This is a genomic window from Limisphaera sp. 4302-co (genome assembly GCF_049537155.1).
Classification (GTDB): domain Bacteria; phylum Verrucomicrobiota; class Verrucomicrobiia; order Limisphaerales; family Limisphaeraceae; genus Limisphaera.
This window is the reverse complement of record NZ_JBMVQZ010000002.1, coordinates 1-18,246: the sequence shown is the minus strand read 5'-3', so window position 1 is coordinate 18,246 and position 18,246 is coordinate 1. Positions and strand designations below refer to the sequence as shown.

The 18,246-nt window shown below is 64.3% G+C and carries 12 protein-coding genes and 1 tRNA gene; 8 read left to right on the top strand and 5 right to left on the bottom strand.

Features of this window, described 5'->3' with window-relative positions; genetic code table 11:
* Positions 1-133: 133 nt before the first annotated feature.
* Both ACPDIX_RS02450 and ACPDIX_RS02445 read left to right on the top strand, forming a co-directional pair.
* Entirely contained in the window at positions 134-2,872 is a 2,739-nt protein-coding gene (locus ACPDIX_RS02450) for a hypothetical protein (protein WP_423430190.1), read from the top strand.
* 150 nt (positions 2,873-3,022) lie between these two features.
* Positions 3,023-3,107, top strand: a tRNA-Leu gene (locus ACPDIX_RS02445).
* 34 nt (positions 3,108-3,141) lie between these two features.
* Here ACPDIX_RS02445 and ACPDIX_RS02440 read toward each other — a convergent pair.
* The gene (locus ACPDIX_RS02440; protein WP_423430189.1) at positions 3,142-4,500 is read right to left on the bottom strand and encodes a (Fe-S)-binding protein; all 1,359 of its coding nucleotides are present in this window, start codon (positions 4,498-4,500) and stop codon (positions 3,142-3,144) included.
* Between the two features lie 243 nt (positions 4,501-4,743).
* On the opposite strand from ACPDIX_RS02440, the gene ACPDIX_RS02435 reads away from it, so the two are divergent.
* The 6 genes from ACPDIX_RS02435 (at position 4,744) to ACPDIX_RS02410 (ending at position 11,666) form a co-directional block, all read left to right on the top strand.
* On the top strand, positions 4,744-5,715 hold the full coding sequence (locus ACPDIX_RS02435; RefSeq protein WP_423430188.1) for an aldo/keto reductase: 972 nt from the start codon (positions 4,744-4,746) through the stop codon (positions 5,713-5,715).
* 300 nt (positions 5,716-6,015) lie between these two features.
* Positions 6,016-6,288 carry a WXG100 family type VII secretion target gene (locus ACPDIX_RS02430; RefSeq protein WP_165106231.1) on the top strand — a complete coding sequence of 91 codons (273 nt, stop codon included), beginning with the start codon at positions 6,016-6,018 and terminating at the stop codon, positions 6,286-6,288.
* Between the two features lie 3 nt (positions 6,289-6,291).
* Positions 6,292-6,876: a hypothetical protein gene (locus ACPDIX_RS02425; RefSeq protein WP_423430187.1), complete on the top strand. Its 585-nt coding sequence runs from the start codon at positions 6,292-6,294 to the stop codon at positions 6,874-6,876.
* The gene (locus ACPDIX_RS02420) at positions 6,873-7,079 is read left to right on the top strand and encodes a hypothetical protein (protein WP_423430186.1); all 207 of its coding nucleotides are present in this window, start codon (positions 6,873-6,875) and stop codon (positions 7,077-7,079) included. Before ACPDIX_RS02425 ends, ACPDIX_RS02420 begins: the two co-directional genes overlap by 4 nt.
* Positions 7,072-11,004: an FtsK/SpoIIIE domain-containing protein gene (locus tag ACPDIX_RS02415; protein ID WP_423430185.1), complete on the top strand. Its 3,933-nt coding sequence runs from the start codon at positions 7,072-7,074 to the stop codon at positions 11,002-11,004. The genes ACPDIX_RS02420 and ACPDIX_RS02415 overlap by 8 nt, the downstream gene beginning before the upstream one ends.
* 26 nt (positions 11,005-11,030) lie before the next feature.
* On the top strand, positions 11,031-11,666 hold the full coding sequence (locus ACPDIX_RS02410) for a pseudouridine synthase (protein WP_423430184.1): 636 nt from the start codon (positions 11,031-11,033) through the stop codon (positions 11,664-11,666).
* Between the two features lie 703 nt (positions 11,667-12,369).
* Here ACPDIX_RS02410 and ACPDIX_RS02405 read toward each other — a convergent pair.
* The 4 genes from ACPDIX_RS02405 to ACPDIX_RS02390 all read right to left on the bottom strand — a co-directional run.
* Complete coding sequence (locus tag ACPDIX_RS02405; protein WP_423430183.1) at positions 12,370-13,542, bottom strand: RHS repeat-associated core domain-containing protein; 1,173 nt, start codon at positions 13,540-13,542, stop codon at positions 12,370-12,372.
* Between the two features lie 508 nt (positions 13,543-14,050).
* Positions 14,051-15,025, bottom strand: coding sequence for an RHS repeat domain-containing protein (locus tag ACPDIX_RS02400; RefSeq protein ID WP_423430182.1), 975 nt, complete (start codon positions 15,023-15,025; stop codon positions 14,051-14,053).
* Between the two features lie 1,089 nt (positions 15,026-16,114).
* Complete coding sequence (locus tag ACPDIX_RS02395; protein ID WP_423430181.1) at positions 16,115-16,660, bottom strand: hypothetical protein; 546 nt, start codon at positions 16,658-16,660, stop codon at positions 16,115-16,117.
* Between the two features lie 1,243 nt (positions 16,661-17,903).
* Positions 17,904-18,246, bottom strand: a 343-nt coding sequence (locus tag ACPDIX_RS02390; protein ID WP_423430180.1) for a hypothetical protein, incomplete at its 5' end; no start/stop codon positions are given.

Here is an 18,246-nt window from a genome sequence, read left to right as displayed (position 1 = left end):
GGCAGCCTCCAACCGCCCGCTGTCCACTTGCCCGCAACCGCCGGTGTGTTAGAGTGCCGCCGACGCCATGGACAGTATCCATCGCACCGTAGCGCCCCAGCTAAGATCCCGTCTCTCTCGGCTCCTGCCTCTCTTGCTGGCGGCCCTCATTCTCACCCACCCCGCCGCCGCGGCCGTCTTCACCGTCACCCACGCCGGCGACACCGGCGCCGGGTCCCTGCGCCAGGCCATTCTGGACGCCGAAAACACTCCGGGGCCCGATTCCATCCGATTCCAAATCCCCGGCACGGGCCCTTTCACCATCGCCCTGCAAAGTCCTTTGCCCGCCATCCGCGAACCGATCATTTTGGACGGCGCCTCCCAGCCGGGTTACACGGGCCGGCCACTCATCGAACTCAACGGCGCCGCCGCCGGCCCCAACGCCCACGGCATCTACCTGCTCACCTCCAACTCCGTCATCCGCGCCCTCTGCATCAACCGCTTCAGCGGCGACGGCATCCGCATCGAGTTCGGAGCCAGCAACGTGGTGGAAGGTTGTTACGTGGGCCTGCGGCCCGACGGCCGGACCGCCGCCCCCAATCAACAGGGCGGCATCACCATCCGCAGCCCCGGCAACCGTATCGGCGGGAACGACCCCACCCAGCGTAATGTCATCGCCGGTGGAAATCAGGGCGGCATCTTCCTCCTCGACCCCCCGGCCACCGGCAACACCATCCAGGGCAATTACATCGGCACCGACGCCACCGGCACCAACGCCCTCGGCAATCTGCAGAACGGCATCCTGATCTCCTCCGCACCCGGCAACCTCATCGGCGGCACCAACCTCCACGCCGGCAACCTTCTCTCCGGAAACGGCCAGGCCGGCGTGTACCTCATGTACCCCGGCGCCGCCTTCAACCGGATCCTCGGCAACCGGATCGGAACCGACGCCTCCGGCCTCCGCAGCCTCGGCAACCTCTACGGCGTGGTCCTGTTCGGCGCCACGAGCAACTGGATCGGCGGCCTCGAACCCGGCGCCGGCAACCTCATCTCAGGCAACCGATCCAATGGCGTCCACGTCACCCTCGGCCCAGGCGGCGGCGGTTCCTTCAACCAAATCGCCGGCAACTGGATCGGCCCCGACCTCTCCGGAACCAACGCCCTCGCCAACGCCGGCCGCGGCATCGAACTCTTCCGGGCAGCCGCAAACCGGATCGGCCCCTCCAACGTCATCTCCGGAAACCAACTCAGCGGCATCACCCTCTCCGGCCCCGGCACCACCAACAACGTCCTCGTGGGAAATCGCATCGGCACCGACCCCGCCGGCCTCCGCGCCCTCTCCAACCGCTTCGACGGCCTCCTCCTTCTCAACGTCTCCAACAACATCGTCGGAGGCACCAACCCCGGGGACGGCAACCTCATCTCCGGCAACGGCGCCAACGGCATTTACCTCGCAGGCACCAACAGCCGGGCCAACCACGTCCTCGGCAACTTCATCGGAACCGACGCCGAAGGCCGCCAACCGCTGCCAAACGCCCTCTCCGGCGTGCGCATCGAAGGACCCGACAACCGGATCGGCGACACACTCCCGGGCGCCGGCAACCTCATCAGCGGCAACTTGGAAAACGGCGTGTTCCTGGTCGAACGCAGCGCATCCCACAACGTCCTGGCCGGAAACATCATCGGCCTCGACTCCCGGGGACAAACCCTCCTCGGCAACCAGGTCGCCGGCATCGGCATCACCAACGCACCCGCCAACCTCATCGGCGGCCCCGAACCCGGCGCCGGCAACCTCATCTCCGGCAACGCCGACAGTGGCATCTACCTCATCGGCCCGCTCGCCACGGGCAACCGCATCCAGGGCAACCGCATCGGCACCGATCTCTACGGCCTGCTGGCCCGCGGCAACGGCCGGGACGGCATCTCCGGCTACAACGCACCCACCAACTTCATCGGCGGTGACCTGCCCGGCGCAGGCAACCTGATCTCCGGCAACCTCTGGAACGGTCTCTACCTCACCGGACCCGGCACACGCGGCTGGATCCTCCAAGGCAACTGGATCGGCGTGCAGGCAGACGGCTGGAGCCCCCTCGGCAACCTCTATCACAACATCGAGTTCCTCACCAACAGCTCCCAGCACCTCGTCGGCGGCATCTCACCCTTCGCCGCCAACCGCATCGCCTGGGCCCGCAGCAGCGGTTGGGACGGCATCCGCATACGACCCGGATCCACCAACATCACCATCGCCGGCAACGCCATCTTCAGCAACGGCGGACCCGTCCCCAACGGCCTCGGCATTGACCTCGGCAACGACGGCGTCACACCCAATGACGCATGCGACAGCGACACCGGCGCCAACTTCCAACAAAACTTCCCCGTCCTCACCCAGGCCGTCGCCTCCGCTTCCGCACTCGCCGTGCGCGGTTGGCTCGAAAGCGCATCCAACCGCTCCTACCTCCTCTGGTTTTACCTGCACCCCACCAACGAACCCTCCGGACACGGCGAGGGCATGTGGCCCCTCGGCCAGGCCACCGTGGTCACCGACTCCTCCTGCCGCACCAACTTCTCCATAACCCTGCCCGTCAGCGTCCCGCCCGGCATGCGCATCACCGCCACCGCCACCGACCCCAACGGGAACACCTCCGAATTCGGCCCCGGCATCCCCGCAGAAGCCCCGCCCCAACTCCAAGCCCACTTCTCCAGCAACCCGACCCGCCTGACCCTGCGCTGGCCCGCCTCCCCAGCAGGATTCATCCTCCAACAAACCACCAACCTCGCCCCGCCCGTGCTCTGGCAACCCGTGCCCGAAAACTTCTCCCTCCTGAACGGCTGGTACCAACTCACCCTCACCAATCCGCCCGGCCCACGATTCTACCGGCTCGCCCTGCCCTGAAACCACCCCGCCCCCGCCACATCCCCAAACCCGGCACCACCGGCGCCGGCCGCCCACCACTCCGTTCCCCCCACCGCACCCATGCCCCGCCGACCGCCAGCCGGACTTGAGAACCACCCGCCCCTGACGCATGCTCCTTTCCGGTGGCGTGCGCGCGTGGCGGAATCGGTAGACGCGCCAGACTTAGGATCTGGTTCCGCAAGGAGTGGAGGTTCGAGTCCTCCCGCGCGCACCAGCTTCCTCTCACCCGACCCCACCGCCGCAAGCCCTCAGGCCCCCGCCATCCCCACCCCGCCGCTCACCCCCGCCTCCTCACACACACCCGCCCGGCGGTACGCCTCCGCCAACAACGTCATCGGATGAACCACCCGCAGCGACAACCCCCCCCGCCGAACCCCGTTCTGCAACTGCAGCAGACAACCCGGATTCGCGTTGGCCACCACCGTGGCGCCCGTGCTCCGGATATGCGCCATCTTCCGTTCCAACAGCCTGTCGGCCATCTCGGGCTGAATCAGGTTGTAAATCCCGGCACTCCCGCAACACCAACTAGCCTCCGGCAGCTCCACCAGGGTCACCCCGGGTATGCCCCGTAAAATCGCCCGCGGCGCCTCCACCACCTTCTGACCGTGCGAGAGATGACAAGACTCATGGTAGGTCACCACCAGGGCCGGCTGACCGTGCGACCGCGGCCGTCTCCAACCGATCGCCACCAGCCACTCGTGCACGTCCTTCACCTTCCGGTCCCATAACCGCGCCCGTTCCGCGTACCGGCGGTCGCCGGCCAGCAACCGGCCGTAATGCTTCAGGTGCGAGCCGCACCCGCCCGCATTGCTGATGATCGCGTCGTACCGTTCGGGCGGAATCTGATCCAAATTCCGCCGCGCCAGCTCCGCCGCAAGCGCCGGCTCCCCGTTGTGCGCGTGCAACGACCCGCAACAATGCTGATGCGGCGGCGTGTGCACCTCGCAGCCGTTCCACGCCAGCACCTCCGCCGTGTCCCGATTCACCTCGCTGAAGATCACGTCCTGCGCACAACCCGTCAGCAACGCCACGCGATACCGCCGCGCACCGCGCGCAGGCAGCACCGGCGGTATCAACTCGTCCGAAAAGGCCGGCGACACCCGCGGCGTCATCGCCTCCAGCTCCCGCAACCGCGCCGGCAACAGCCGGAGCAAACCACTCTCCCGCACCCACGCCTGCAACCCGGTGCTCTGATACAGCCGCAGCAGCCGCGCCACCCATTGCAACCGCCCCGGCGCCATGAACAACCACCCGATCGTCAGCGCCCGCACCAACCGCCTCGCCGGCCCGCCCAACAAACGACGCTCCTCCACCTCCGCCCGCGCCGCCTCGAACAACTCCGCATAATCCACCCCAGCCGGACACGCCGTCATGCACGCCAGACACCCCAAACAGAAGTACATCTCCTCGGCAAACACCCGCGTCGGCTCCAGACGATCGTCCGCAATCGCCCGCATCAGGGCAATCCGACCCCGCGGACTGTGTCGTTCCACCTTCGTCGCGTCATACGTGGGACACGTCGGCAGACACAAACCACAATGCATGCACTGCTGGACCACCGAGTAGTCCAGCGACCTCAACCACGATTCCCTCTTGCCGGCACTCATCAAGTGGCTTCCCAACCAACCCGCCACGCCCGGTGAAACCCGGCCCCCAAACCCCGCCAAAAACACCGGATCCGGGTCTCCAGACCCCGGGGACGCTAATCCAACCACCGCCCCTCCATCAAATCCAAAGGCCGGCCCGCACCACCTGGCAGACGCCGGAACACACCGGCCGGCTGCCCGCCGGCGCAACCCCCCAACCCCCGGGTTGCAACCCGCTCGCCCTTGTGGCAACCATTGGGAGCCATGCAAACGCCGAACCAGTCCCAACCGACGTCCCATCAAAAACGCAAACCCCTCACCGGCATGCGGCGACGCGAATTCCTCCGTCGCACCGCCCTCGCAGCCGGCGCCGTCGCCTTCACCGGCCCCTGGCTCCGCGCCGCCGAAGACCAGCCCCGCTACTTCGACCCCTTCGAAACCGTCATTCTCGGCAAGTCCGGCATCCGTACCTCGCGCTTCTCCCTCGGCACCGGCATGCGCGGCGGCAACCGCCAGTCCAATCACACCCGCATGGGCCGCGAAAAACTCATGACCCTCCTGCGCGAATCCTACGAACGCGGCACCCGCCTCTTCGACCTGGCCGACCTCTACGGCACCCATCCCTACCTCATCCCCGCCCTCGAAGGCGTGCCCCGCGACCGCTTCCAAATCGTCACCAAAATCTGGTTCCGGCCCGGCGGCATCCCCGAACCCGACCGACCCGACGCCGACGTCGTCGTCCAGCGCTTCCTGCGCGAACTCCAAACCGACTACATCGACCTCGTCCTCCTCCACTGCGTCACCTCACCCGACTGGCCCACGGAACTGAGCCGCCAGATGGAAATCCTGGCCAAACTCAAACAAAAAGGCGTCATCCGCGCCCACGGCGTCTCCTGCCACTCCCTCGAGGCCCTCAAGGCCGCCGCACGCGAGCCCTGGGTGGACTCCGTCCACGCCCGCATCAACCCCTTCCAAATGAGCATGGACGGCCCACCCTCCGAAGTCGTGCCCGTCCTGCGCCAAATCAAGGCCGCCGGCAAGGGCATCGTCGGAATGAAACTCGTCGGCGAAGGCCGCCTGCGCAACGACCCCGACAAACGCGACGAATCCATCCGGTTCGTCCTCCAACTCGGCTGCGTGGACGTGCTCACCGTCGGCTGCGAGTCCATCCAGGAAGTGGACGATTTCACCGCCCGCATGCGCAAGGTGCCCGTCCCCCAACAAAAAGCCGCCTGAACCGGCCCGCCCTTTCCCCGGACCGCACCCTCCGGCCTCTGCCTCCCCGGCCCGCCGGTGTTCCCCCGCCGGCGGGCACGTTCAGTCCCTCCCGGCCCTCGGTCGCCCGGACCCATCCCGCACACGCCATCCGCGCACCACCACCGCCGCCGTTCACCCCTTCCATCCAGCCGGCCACCCACACTTCCGATTGGCCTGCACCCGCCCTCCCTGCTAGTTTCCCGCTGTGGCAAACCCGACGAGCACCGGCGTCACCACGCCCAAACGCCCGGCCGGGCACGCCAACACGAGGTTGCGACCATGGCACAAGCCATCATCGATCCGGAGGAGGTCCGCAGGTTCGCCGAGGAACTCAAACGGTTCAACGTCGAACTCCAGAACCGCATGGCCGCCCTGCAGGCCCGGTTCAATGCCTTGGGCGACACCTGGCAGGACCAGGAACACGCCAAATTCGCCGAGGAATTCCGCGACACCATGAAGGTCCTGCGCAAATTCATCGAGGCATCCAATCGCCAGGCACCTTTCCTCCTGCGCAAAGCCCAGCGCATCGAGGAATACCTCAAACAACACTGATCCATGGCGGACCGCGCCCGGGTCACCTCCATCGAAGCCATCGAGGCCTTCCGCAACCGCCTCATCCTGTTCCGCGACCGCGCCGCCCGCATCCTCGACGAGGTCTCCGAACACCTCCTCCGCACCCGCAACTGGCTCGAAAACGACTGCCCCGAACTCCATCACCAGGAACTCCGCCGCCTCCGGCGCCAACTCGAACAAAAGCAACAGGAACTCTTCTCCGCACGACTCTCCCCCTTCCAGGAAACCGCACCGGCCGAACAAGCCGCCATCCACCGCCTGCGCCACGCCATCGAAGACCTCGAACAAAAACTCCGCCGCGTCCGTTCCTGGCAACAACAGTTCGAACCCCGCATCCAAACACAAGCCCGCCAAATCGAAAAATTCAGGCATCACCTCGACCAGGACCTCGGCCGCGCCCTCAACTTCCTCACCGAAGCCCTCCGCTCGCTCGCCGCCTACGCCGAACTCCACACCGCCCCGCCGGCAGCCGCCCCCACCGAACCCGCCGCGACCACGACCACCCCGGAACCACCCCCACACACAACCCAGGCCCCACCACCACCCCAAACAGATCCCCACACATGACCGGCGCACAAAACCGCCTGCTCGCCCTCCTGAAAGAATTGCGGTCCGAATGGGACCAAACCCGAACCTGCTGGACCGATGCCAAAGCCATCGAATTCGAACAACGCTACCTCAACGAACTCCAGCAACAGGTCCAACAAACCGTTGCCGCACTCGACACACTCGAACGACTCCTCCAACAACTCCGCCGCGACTGTGAATAACCACCTGCCCTCCATCTCCGACACCCTCGCCCGGCTCGAACAGTTGCGCACCCTCGTGCACGACCTGGCCGCACGCGCCCGACACCTCGACGACGACCTCGCCACCCGCACACACCGTGTCCGCTACCAACACGAGGAAGCCCTCCGCGTCGCCCGTGAGCAACACGACGCCGGCCGCGTCCGCCTCGAGGCCCACGCCCGCGAACGCCGCACCTTCCTCGAACGCACCTTCCACCAACGCCAGCAACGAATCGACCAGGCCGCCGAAAACCACCGCCGGCACGCCCTCGCACGCATCGAGTCCCACGCCGCCAAAATCACCTTCGAAATCCAACGCGCCCAGCTCGACGCCGACCGCAGGCGCGACGAAGCAATCCAAACCGCCAGGGCCGAGTACGAAACCTTCCAAACCCGACTGGCCGAAGCACGCCAAACCCTCGAACAAACCCTCCATCACGCCTGCCTCCTCTTCAGCCCCTGGCCCGCCCTGGTCCGACTCTGCACCCCGACCCCCCCACCCACCCCGCCCGAACCCGCACACACCCTCGAAGCATTCCAGTCCACTTGGACAACCCGACTCCGGAACCTGGACCTCACCCTCCAGAAAGGCCGGCGCCTCTTCCTCCCCACCCTCCTCCGGTACTGCCCTTGGTGGCTCGGCGTCCTGCTCGCCCTCACCCTCCCCGCCCTCCTCCTCTTCGGCCTGCTGCGCCTCGACCCCGCCGCCCTCCGGCCGCTCCACTGGTCCCTCTGGACCGCAGCCGTCCTCCTCTGGCCCCTCCTCCACCTGGCAGGCCGCCGGCTCGCCCAACCCGTCGCCGCCACACTCGGCCGTGAACTCGCCACAACAGCCGCCTGGATCGAGTCAACCGCCCAAACAGCCGAGGCCGATCACCAAGCCCGGCTCACCGCCATCCACTCCGAACACGCCCGCACCATCGAAACCCTCAACGCCCGCTGGCGCCAGATCCGCGACGACACCCGCCTGCAACAAAACGAAACCATCGAACGCATCGAATCCCAGGCCCGCCGCGCCCACCAAACCAACCGCCGCCTCCACGAACTCCGCCTCCGCCAGCTGGAAACCGACCTCGCCCATCAACTGGCACGATTGGAAGACGAATTCCGGCATCAGTGCCAAACCCTCGAAACCGCCACCCAACAACAACTCCAGCGCCTCCGGGACAACCACCGCGAAGCTTGGGAACGCATCCGCACCGACTGGCACCAGTCCATCCTCCCACTCCACGCCCGCCTCCTCGCCGATGCCCGCGCCGCCCGCTCCCTCTTCCCCCCCTGGTCCGACCCAACCTGGGCACATTGGTCCCCACCCGACTCCTTCCCCCACGCCGCACCCTTCGCCCGGCTCTCCGTGCACCTGCCCACCCTGTGCGGCGCCGACCTCGCCGCGCACGGACTCGATCTTCCGCAACCCGCCCAGCTCGAGCTCCCCCTCCTCCTGACCCTCCCCAACGAAGGCTCCCTCATCCTGGAAACCGCACAAACCGGCGCCGAAACCGCCGTCGCCACCCTCAACAACCTCATCCTCCGCCTGCTCACCGCCGCCCCCCCCGGCCGCATCGCCTTCACCATCCTCGACCCCGTCGGCCTCGGACAGAACTTCGCCGGCCTCATGCACCTGGCCGACTACGAAGACCGCCTCATCCACGGCCGCATCTGGACCCAACCCGCCCAAATCGAAGATCGCCTCGCCGAACTGAACGAACACATCGAAAAAGTCACCCAAATGTACCTGCGCAACGACTACGCCACCCTCACCGAATACAACCAACGCGCAGGTCGCCTCGCCGAAAAATATCACTTCCTCGTCGTCGCCCATTTCCCCGTCAACTTCACCGACCTCGCCGTCAAACGACTCCTCAGCCTGGCATCCAGCGGACCTCGCTGCGGCGTCTACCTCCTCCTCCACTGGGACCTCCGCAGACCCGCCCCGCCCGAACTCGTCCCCGACGAACTTCGCAAAGCCGCCCGCAGGATCGTCGCACACCAGGACCAGTTCACCCTGGCCGACACCAACTTCGAGGGCACCCGCCTCGAACTCGAACCACCGCCCCCACCCGACCTCGCCACCCATCTGCTCCACCGCATCGGCCAGCACAGCCGCGACGCCTTCAAGGTCGAGACCCCCTTCGCCGACGCCGCACCCCCACCCGACCAGTTCTGGTCCGCCGACGCCACCGACGAAATCCGTGTCCCCATCGGCCGCACCGGCGCAACCAAACTCCAGTACCTCGCACTCGGCCGCGGCACCCGTCAGCACGGCCTCATCGCGGGCAAGACCGGCTCCGGCAAGTCCACCCTCTTCCACGTCATCATCACCAACCTCGCCCTCTGGTACAGCCCAGACGAGGTCGAGTTCTACCTCGTCGACTTCAAAAAAGGCGTCGAATTCAAGTGCTACGCCACCCACAAACTCCCGCACGCACGCGTCGTCGCCATCGAAAGCGACCGCGAATTCGGTCTCAGCGTCCTCCAGCGCGTCGACGAGGAACTCCGCCGCCGCGGTGACCTGTTCCGAAAAGCAGGCGTCCAGGACCTCCCGGGCTACCGCAAGCTCAACCCCCCCGAACCCCTCCCACGCGTCCTCCTCCTCATCGACGAGTTCCAGGAATTCTTCGTCGAAGACGACCGCATCGCCCAAAACGCCGCCCTCCTCCTCGATCGCATCGTTCGCCAGGGCCGCGCCTTCGGCATCCACGTCCTGCTCGGCTCCCAAACCCTCGGCGGCGCCTACACCCTCGCACGCTCCACCATGGGCCAAATGGTCGTCCGCATCGCCCTCCAATGCAACGAGGCCGACGCCCTCCTCATCCTCAACGAAGACAACCCCGCACCGCGCCACCTCACCCGGCCCGGCGAAGCCATCTACAACGATGAAGGCGGCGCCCTCCAGGGTAACAGCCCCTTCCAGGTCGTATGGCTCCCGGACGAAGAACGCGACCTCTGGCTCCGCCAGGTCCGGTCCCTGGCCGAAAACCATCCCCGCCACGGCCGCCGCTTCGCCACACGCGAACCCGTCGTCTTCGAAGGCAACGCCCCCGCTCACATCGTAGCCAACCGACTCCTCCGCCAACTCCTCGAGGCCCCCGCCCTCCAACCCACACCCACACCCAGACTCTGGCTCGGCGAACCCAACGCCATCAAAGGCCCCACCGAGATCACCTTCCGCCGCCAGAGCGGCAGCCACCTCCTCATCGTCGGCCCCCGCGACGAAGCCGCCTTCACCATGCTCGCCCTCACCCCCATCATCCTCGCCGCGCAACTCCCCCGCCACGCCGCCCGCTTCTACATCTTCGACCCCAGCCCACCAGACGCACCCGAAACCAGCCTCTGGCAACAACTCCTGCCCCGCCTGCCTCACCCCGCCAGACTCGTCCGCCCGGCCCAAACCGACGAAACCCTCCGCTCCCTCCTCATTGACCTCCAGCAACGCACCGAGAACCCGTTACCCAACCACCCCGAACTCTTCCTCCTCGTCCACCGCATCCAATACCACAAAAAACTCCGCTACGACGAGGACGCCGCCTTCTCCCTCGACGCCGACACCGCCCTCCAACACCCCGGGCTCATCTTCGACCGCATCATCACCCAGGGCGCCAACCTCGGCTGCCACGTCATCCTCACCTGCGACACCTACGCCAATCTCCTCCGCCAACTCAGCCGCAAGGCCATCGCAGAATTCGAACTTCGCGTCCTCTTCCAAATGAGCGCCAACGACTCCGCCAGCCTCATTGACTCGCCCCAAGCCAACCGGCTCGGCCTCCACCGCGCCCTCCTCTTCCACGGCCAGGAAGGCTGGATCGAAACCTTCCGCCCTTACGCCCTGCCCGACACCGCCTGGTTCGATCTCGCCCTCGAACAAATCGCCCGACTCCACGCCCTCTCCGTCTCCTCGCCCACCTGACATCGCAACCACCCGCCCGGGTCACCATGCTCATCGCCCTCCACAAACCCTTCGGCGTCCTCTCCCGTTTCACACCCGACCTCCCCGGCCAACGCACCCTCGGCGAGTTCGGCCTCCCCCCGCGCGTCTACCCCATCGGCCGCCTCGACGCCGACTCCGAAGGTCTGCTCCTCCTCTCCGACGAACCCGCCCTCATCACCCGACTCCTCGACCCCCGCAACGCTCACCCCCGTGAATACTGGGTCCAGGTCGAACGCATTCCCACCCCGGAAACACTCCGCCAACTCGAACGCGGCGTCCCCATCGGCAACTATCTCACCCGCCCGTGCAAGGCCCGACTCCTCGAACCCCCGCCGCACGTCCTGCCCCAGGAAACCGACCCCGACCGCGTCACCCCCGCCATCGGCCCCCAACCACCCTACATCCTGCCGCCACGCTACCCACCCATCCGCTACCGCAAAACCGTGCCGGACTGCTGGATCTCACTCGAACTGCGCGAAGGCAAAAACCGTCAGGTCCGGCGCATGACCGCCGCCGTCGGCCATCCCACCCTCCGCCTCATCCGAGTCCGCATCGGCGCCTTCTGGCTCGGTTCACTCCCTCCGGGTCACTGGCGTGAACTCACCCCAGCCGAACGCCGCGCCGTCCTCACCCGCCCCTGATCCGGGCCTGCCATCTTTGGCCCGCCACCCCACTCTCCCCCGAGCCGGCCACCCGCATGTCCTCCTTCCATCCGCGCCAGACCCCCAGGTCTCCCACGCCTCGCGCCGCACCCACCGCCCCCACGCGTTACCGCCACAGCCCCTGTACCCCATCACCCGCCCCCGAACCTCCTTCCCCACGACCAGATCGACCGCCCCCGCCTCCTTGGGCTGCCGCGCGTCCGGCCCGCCCAGCCCCGGATGCCCGCACGCAACCCCAGGCCGGCCCCGGCAAACCGTCCGCCTGACGCGCTCCACCCGCCCCACCCATCCGACGCCATCCATCCGCCGCCTGCAGCAAAGACGACCGCATTCAGCAAGCAGTTGAAGAACCGGCACCCAAGACCCGCGCCACACCAATCGGCCGGCCTCCCGCTACAGCCGCTCGACCCCTTCCTGGCGTACCAGTCCTTGCAAGATCCGGTTCCCGGCGCTTTTCGAGCCCACCTCTCGGGCAGAGCCCTCCATTTGCCTCCGTTGTCCAACAACCAGAAAATCCCCGCCGGCGCCTTGTACTTGTCCGCCCGCGGGTGGCCGCCCATGGGGTTCTTCGGGCGATCCGGAATCCGTGCGCAGAACCACACCAACAACCTCTCCGTGCGTTTCAGCTCACACTCCATAATGGCTACCTCACGAACGCCTGTCATGGGTTTTGGGATACGTTCTAATTCAAACGCTTATAACCTGCCGGTGCGATTCTGATCCTGCACCCCGTGCGAGGGCAACCCGGTCTGCACAATCCTAGCACGTCCACATTACCAAGAGGGTTGTTACGCACCAACAAGTAAGACGTCTCCTCGAAGACCAATCTCGTGGTCCGCGTATGTGATACAAGCCTAAGCCCTGTGTCTGTCAACGGATCCCTGCCCAACCACCGGCCAAGGGTGGGATTGTAGCCGTGGTATTCGTACAGCACAAAGTCGGTCGTGTTGTCCGTGCGCTTGGTGGAATATCGGAACGAATTCGATTTGGCCATTGGTCCGGTGACGCGGATGGGTTCGTCCCGCCCATGCGATAGCCCATATTCGTGCCGGGCAGTTTCCGTCCCAGTCGTCCCGCTGACTAGGCCAACTACATTGCCGTTGCCATCGTAGGTGCAGAAGTGCGAGCCGTTGGCGGCGCTGTTCAGCCACAGCAACCCGCCCACGCCACCAGTACCATCCATCGTCCCGGAAAAATCAAGGCCCCACACATAACTCCGGACCAGTGAGTTGTTCGTAGCATTCAGCTCCAAGATGTACCGGCTGACTGGCATCGGGTCGCTGATGAATTTCAGATCCTCGATCACTCGCCGAGCGCTATTGGTCCACACCGACGTTGTCTGCCTTATCCTACGCCCCTTCGCGTCGTATGTCCACTGAACCCGCCGCCAGGATGTTTGGGGCGTGTTGGATCGGCTCTCCACTTTCACCAACCGATTCTCAGCGTCCCAGGTGAAACTCCACCTGCCATCATTGGTCATGTTCCCGTCGGCGTCGTGGCCGCACTGTTCAGGTGTCCGCGGCACAAACACGTGCCCGCCGACACTCTGTTCGCCCGGCGCTTCGACAATCACCGATTGCCACACCGGTGCACTTGCGCTGTTCACACTCAGTTCCTTGCGGAAATACCCGCCTTTCCGATAAGCCAACTCATCGTTCACATACACAGGCTTTGTGGCCAGCGCAACCCCTATGATGTCGATGTACCCGGGTACGGTGCGATTGGTGTATTGGTTCAGCAGATTCGCTGTGTAAGTTGCAGTGCGCAGGTTCCAGCCGTTCTCATCCCCGCCGGTGCCCGTTTTTGTCCGGTTGCCAATGTGGTCAAAGCTGTACTCGAACTGTTGCCTTACCACAGGCAATGCTTTCCTACCGTTTACGTGGAATTACGGCAGCCCACCTGCTGTCAGTACAACCAACCCTGCCTGCCAGTGGGCCTCTTTATATAGCCGCTTGTAAAAGTAGGCACCCTACTTCGTAACTTGTCTCACGCTTCGTAACTTGCCTCACGCTGCCCAGCTACTGAGCGTGTAAACCCGGAAAGACAATCCTGCAAACCACAAATAAATTGCTTTGCCACCTCCCCCTGCGAGTGGACCGGTGTGCCAACCGTAATCGGCGTAAACTGCCAACGGCGCAACCGCTACGGTGCGGCACCAATAAACTTTCTGCCCCGGACTCACCCGTTTTTCGGCGCCCGTGATATCTTCCATCTCCGACCGATACGCCGGTCGAATTTCACTTGCCTAGATTCGTTCCCTTACTTGCCTCGTCCCTATTTCGTGTGTCAAAACCCACCCACAAACCACTAATACCAAAATACTCAAATACACCCGTGTTCTTTGGTGGACAATCATATACAAGCTAAAATGTGCTGTACTTGTCGCAACCCAAACATGCGTGAACCCTGTTAAAAACCCGGCCCCATGTCGGGTGCTTGGCTTCTGGGATCGCCAAGTGCACAAACTCGTTGGCGGGTATGCAATAATACGGCCAATCGCAAAGCCTCGCTTCCCAATACGTCAAAGGAGTGGTTATGGTCCGTTTCCTCCAATCGGCCCACGCACAAGCCACACGCGGGACAGGTTCAAGCAAGCATTTTACCCGAAAGTTTTTGGTCCTACACAAATCGCGTTGACCACGTAGAACTTGCCGGGCTAGCGAATTCCCCGACATGCAGCATCCGTACGAGGCATCGTTTATCCGGCGGCAGGCCTCGTCAATATGCCTTTGCAAAATAAGCTGGGCTGCCGGTGAACAATCTTCAAATGTGATAAGGCCGTTGAGATCGATTGCGCAAATCGAATTGTTTCCCACGAACACGTAAAACCAAATTGCATCATTTGGGCATATTTTTTCTGGCCTGTTGCCAGAGGCCCGCTGACCGAGGTCATATATCGGATCCCGGCTCAGCCAGCGGCCAAGGGTGGGATTGTAGGCGCGGTATTCGTACAGGACCAGCCCGGTGAAGTCTTCGGTGCGTTTGGTGCTGAAGCGGAAAGGTTTGGTGCAGGCAGCAACGCCACTCTGGCGTAAGGGCTCGCCAAAGGGACTGTATTCGTACCGGGCGGTTTCAGAGCCCGTGGACGCCGAAACCAGGTTCCACACATTCCCGTTGCCGTCGTAGCACACAAAATGCGTGCCAGAAGCGGCACCGCCGGCTACCCGAACCCAGAGCAGACCGCCCACACCACCGGCGCCGTCCAGGGTCTCTGACAGGTCCAAGCCCCAGATGTACGCGCGCACCAGGCTGTTGTTGGTGGCGTTCAACTCCGCCACATGCCGGCCGAACAGCTCAGGATCGCTCACGAACTTCAAGTCCCCCACCACCTGCCTCACCCCGTTGCTCAAGACGTACGATGTCTGCCGCACCCGCCGACCCAAAGCATCGTACTTCCATTCCACCCAACACCAACTGCCCCGGTCTGTCGCTCCGTAGCTCATCACCCTCGTCAGCCGGTTCTCTGCGTCCCAATAGTGCATCCACCTGCCGTCCCGGACAAGCCCGCATCCATGGCACCCGCGTTCCTCACAGAAACCAATCTCCTCATCATCCTGCTCTCATACTGCTCCAACCACAGAGGCACCGAGACCACCGAGACGCAAAAAAGGCCGCTGATTCAGCGGGGTCGTGCTGCCAGCAACGATCCCTGTTCCTGTCCAACAAACTCTGTCACACCGCCCTGAGGGCTCTGAACTCCTCTCCCTCGGCCGTGCAGTTCTACTGCCGCCCCGAAAGCGCTCTCCAGAAACTCAACGCCCAGCCGGCGGTTTTCCAATGCCCCTCCACCCAGGCCGGTCAAGCCACCGAGAGCCGACTGCCTTTCCCGGGCAGGACACAAAACAGGTCACGTCCGCTGTCCAGAGCCCCTTTCCCCCAGCCCCAATGTATCCGTCCGCCCTCCTGCCCTCCATGGCCATCCGTTCACAGTACTTCCCAGTGTCCCACTACGGCCCCTGACGCCCACAGTCCCGCCTCTCAGTGATCCACAAGGTAGCCACAGCTTCAACACGGGCTGATGTACGCAAGGGAAACCTGCATGCGATTTTTCCGCAGCCTGACCATCCGCCGCGAGATCCTCCGTTTTTTCGAAGTCCATCTGCAGATGCCTTGCCCCCTCTGCCCAGCCAGCAGCTGTTGGGCTGACACGCAATGCTAGTTCTCTTGTTCTTCCCAGAGCCGGCGCACCGCTGTGCCCTTCAGACTCTCATTTCGGCTGCCCCCTGCGCCATGCAAGGCCGCAATCCGCCTGGCTTCCAGCCAATGCCGCTACCAAACCAACACCCGTCGTCTGTCCCCCTGAAACCCTGTCCCCGTCGAGGTCCTGCCACCACTACAAGGGTGAAGTCGTGAGCCAGGTTGCAACTCTTCTCCTGAACATGCCGCCCCTCCGCCTGCTCCTTATACCGAGCTCGCGTCCAATGTTCTCACAGCAAGCCTTGTCCCGGCCGCCCAGACTCGGCCTTCGGCTCCTGCGCGGTTGCCGACCGAGGTCCGGCGCACCCGGGCTCACGATTGTCGTGCCTTGCCGACCGCAAACAGCATGGACACCACCGAAACAAATGGGATACCCTTCCCAGAAATGCTATACCCAGAGCCGCTCCCACCATGACATCCGCAGCCAATAACAGCGCCCCTTCACCCGGTAGATAGACCTGTACGCCGCCGATCAGCGCAATCACCACGTACACCACCAGCAATATCAGCACCAGGCCACGGGCCGGCCCCCACAGGCATGCCGTGCCTATGAGCGAGGCGTACCACAACAACAACAAACCCCAGTGCAACCACATCGGTGGCTCCCACAGTGCTCCCTCTCCGGCATTTTCCTTCGACATCTCCATGAATGGCGGCAACGAAGCAACCCGCTCATCGCCGATCCAATAGGCCAGCATATACAAACCACACGCCCCGACAATCAGGGTGCGCAGCCACAGAAGCTCGTTTCGCAACTCGTCGGGAAGCGGAGTCATACCTCACCTCGCTCGTTGCTTTTCCTGCTCCTCTTCAGCCTTGCACCGTCGCCCGGCCACTCGACCAACCTCACCCACAACATTCGACAGATACAGATGACACCGCATGACAATCTTGTGCTCACACCAGGTGCCGCCGTGCTCCATGCGTTTTGTTCCCGCATTCCGGATCCTCTGAAGAACCGCCATGAGGGCACCACCTTCCAACTCACAAGCGCCACGCGCAGGTCTGAAGCTTCTGGCTGCCTGAGGACGGTGCCACAGGGAACGATCTGCCGCGACAGTTCGGCTTCAAGAGTGCAGTTCACCGATTCATTCATTGCTGGTGCAGGAGAAAGTGTTTGAGCAACTGCTGCAGGAGGTCGGTCAACGGGCGGAGAAGCGCCGCCACGATCGGCTCTACGAATACTTCTGAGATGCCGCCTTTCGCCCGGCCCGGGACATGGAGCTGATTGCGCCGCACCGGAGCAGTCGTCGGCCGGAGAATCGGACCCAAGATCGGCGGTCGCTGCGGCCGTATCGTCGGCGCTGGGTGGTGGAGCGTACGGTGCTCTGCCTGCCGGCAGGCAGACCTGGCTGCAGCATTTTCGGCGGCTGTGCATCCGGTGCGAAAAGGCGTGTCGGGCGTTTGATGCATCTTTGCAGATGGCCAGGTCGTTTCTGATGGTCCAGCAGGTGCTGCATTGAGCCAGAAGTAGAGTAACGCCAGGCTGGCCTTCCCTGACGTGAGGCTCCATGGCCCTCCGGCAGATTGAGAAGCACTGCTTGGACGGGGCATCTGCAGAGACAAACAGCTGGTTTCAACTCTCCGCGGTGCGCGCAAGGGTGCTGCTTGAGTGCCTCCATAACCCACGAGCCACCCCCGGATCACACCGGTTACCGACTGGTAAAGCCACCTTTTGGTTTGGGTGACGAGAACCATGTGGCACCCTCATGATCAATCTGTACCCTGACTGGTACGCTCCAAGCCCGCCATCAACGCTCACGTTGCACCAATCTCCACACGTGTCTCCATAGCCAGGCACCCTCCGTCGACGTCGTTTGTGCACGAAAGCCAGCATTCTCGTGCGGTGGAGTACCGGGCCTGTTTATATGCCCGATCACAGACACAGTCAGGAACCCATTCACAGACATTGACTCTCGAACGTGCATCTTTCAGCGCTGCATCCCCCGTGCGTATCGAGGCGTCCACAGCCGGGAGTCCGGTTCTGATGCACGCGTACCCATACGTTCTCAGTCGCCCTCATTCGCCTCTCGAACCATCCCCGCGCAACGGCGTCCACGGCTCACCTGGCATGCTCGCTCCGGACAGCCCCCAGTCGGCGACTGCGCCGTTGGTCAGCTGGACCCGGATGTATACGTCCGGTGCATCGGGGCCGTCGGCATCCAACCCGACCCGAAGCCAATACTCCCACAACTCCTCAGAGGCGCCCGTAATCGTGACTTTGTAGGGACGACCAAGCGCGGCCCTGACCGTGCGCGCACCGGTCCCCGAACGGAGGAGTCGCTCCAGCTCGTCCCACTCCAGGGCCGCACCATATCCCGTCCAATCCGTCAAGCGACCAAAAGGCGTCCATACCCCGTGG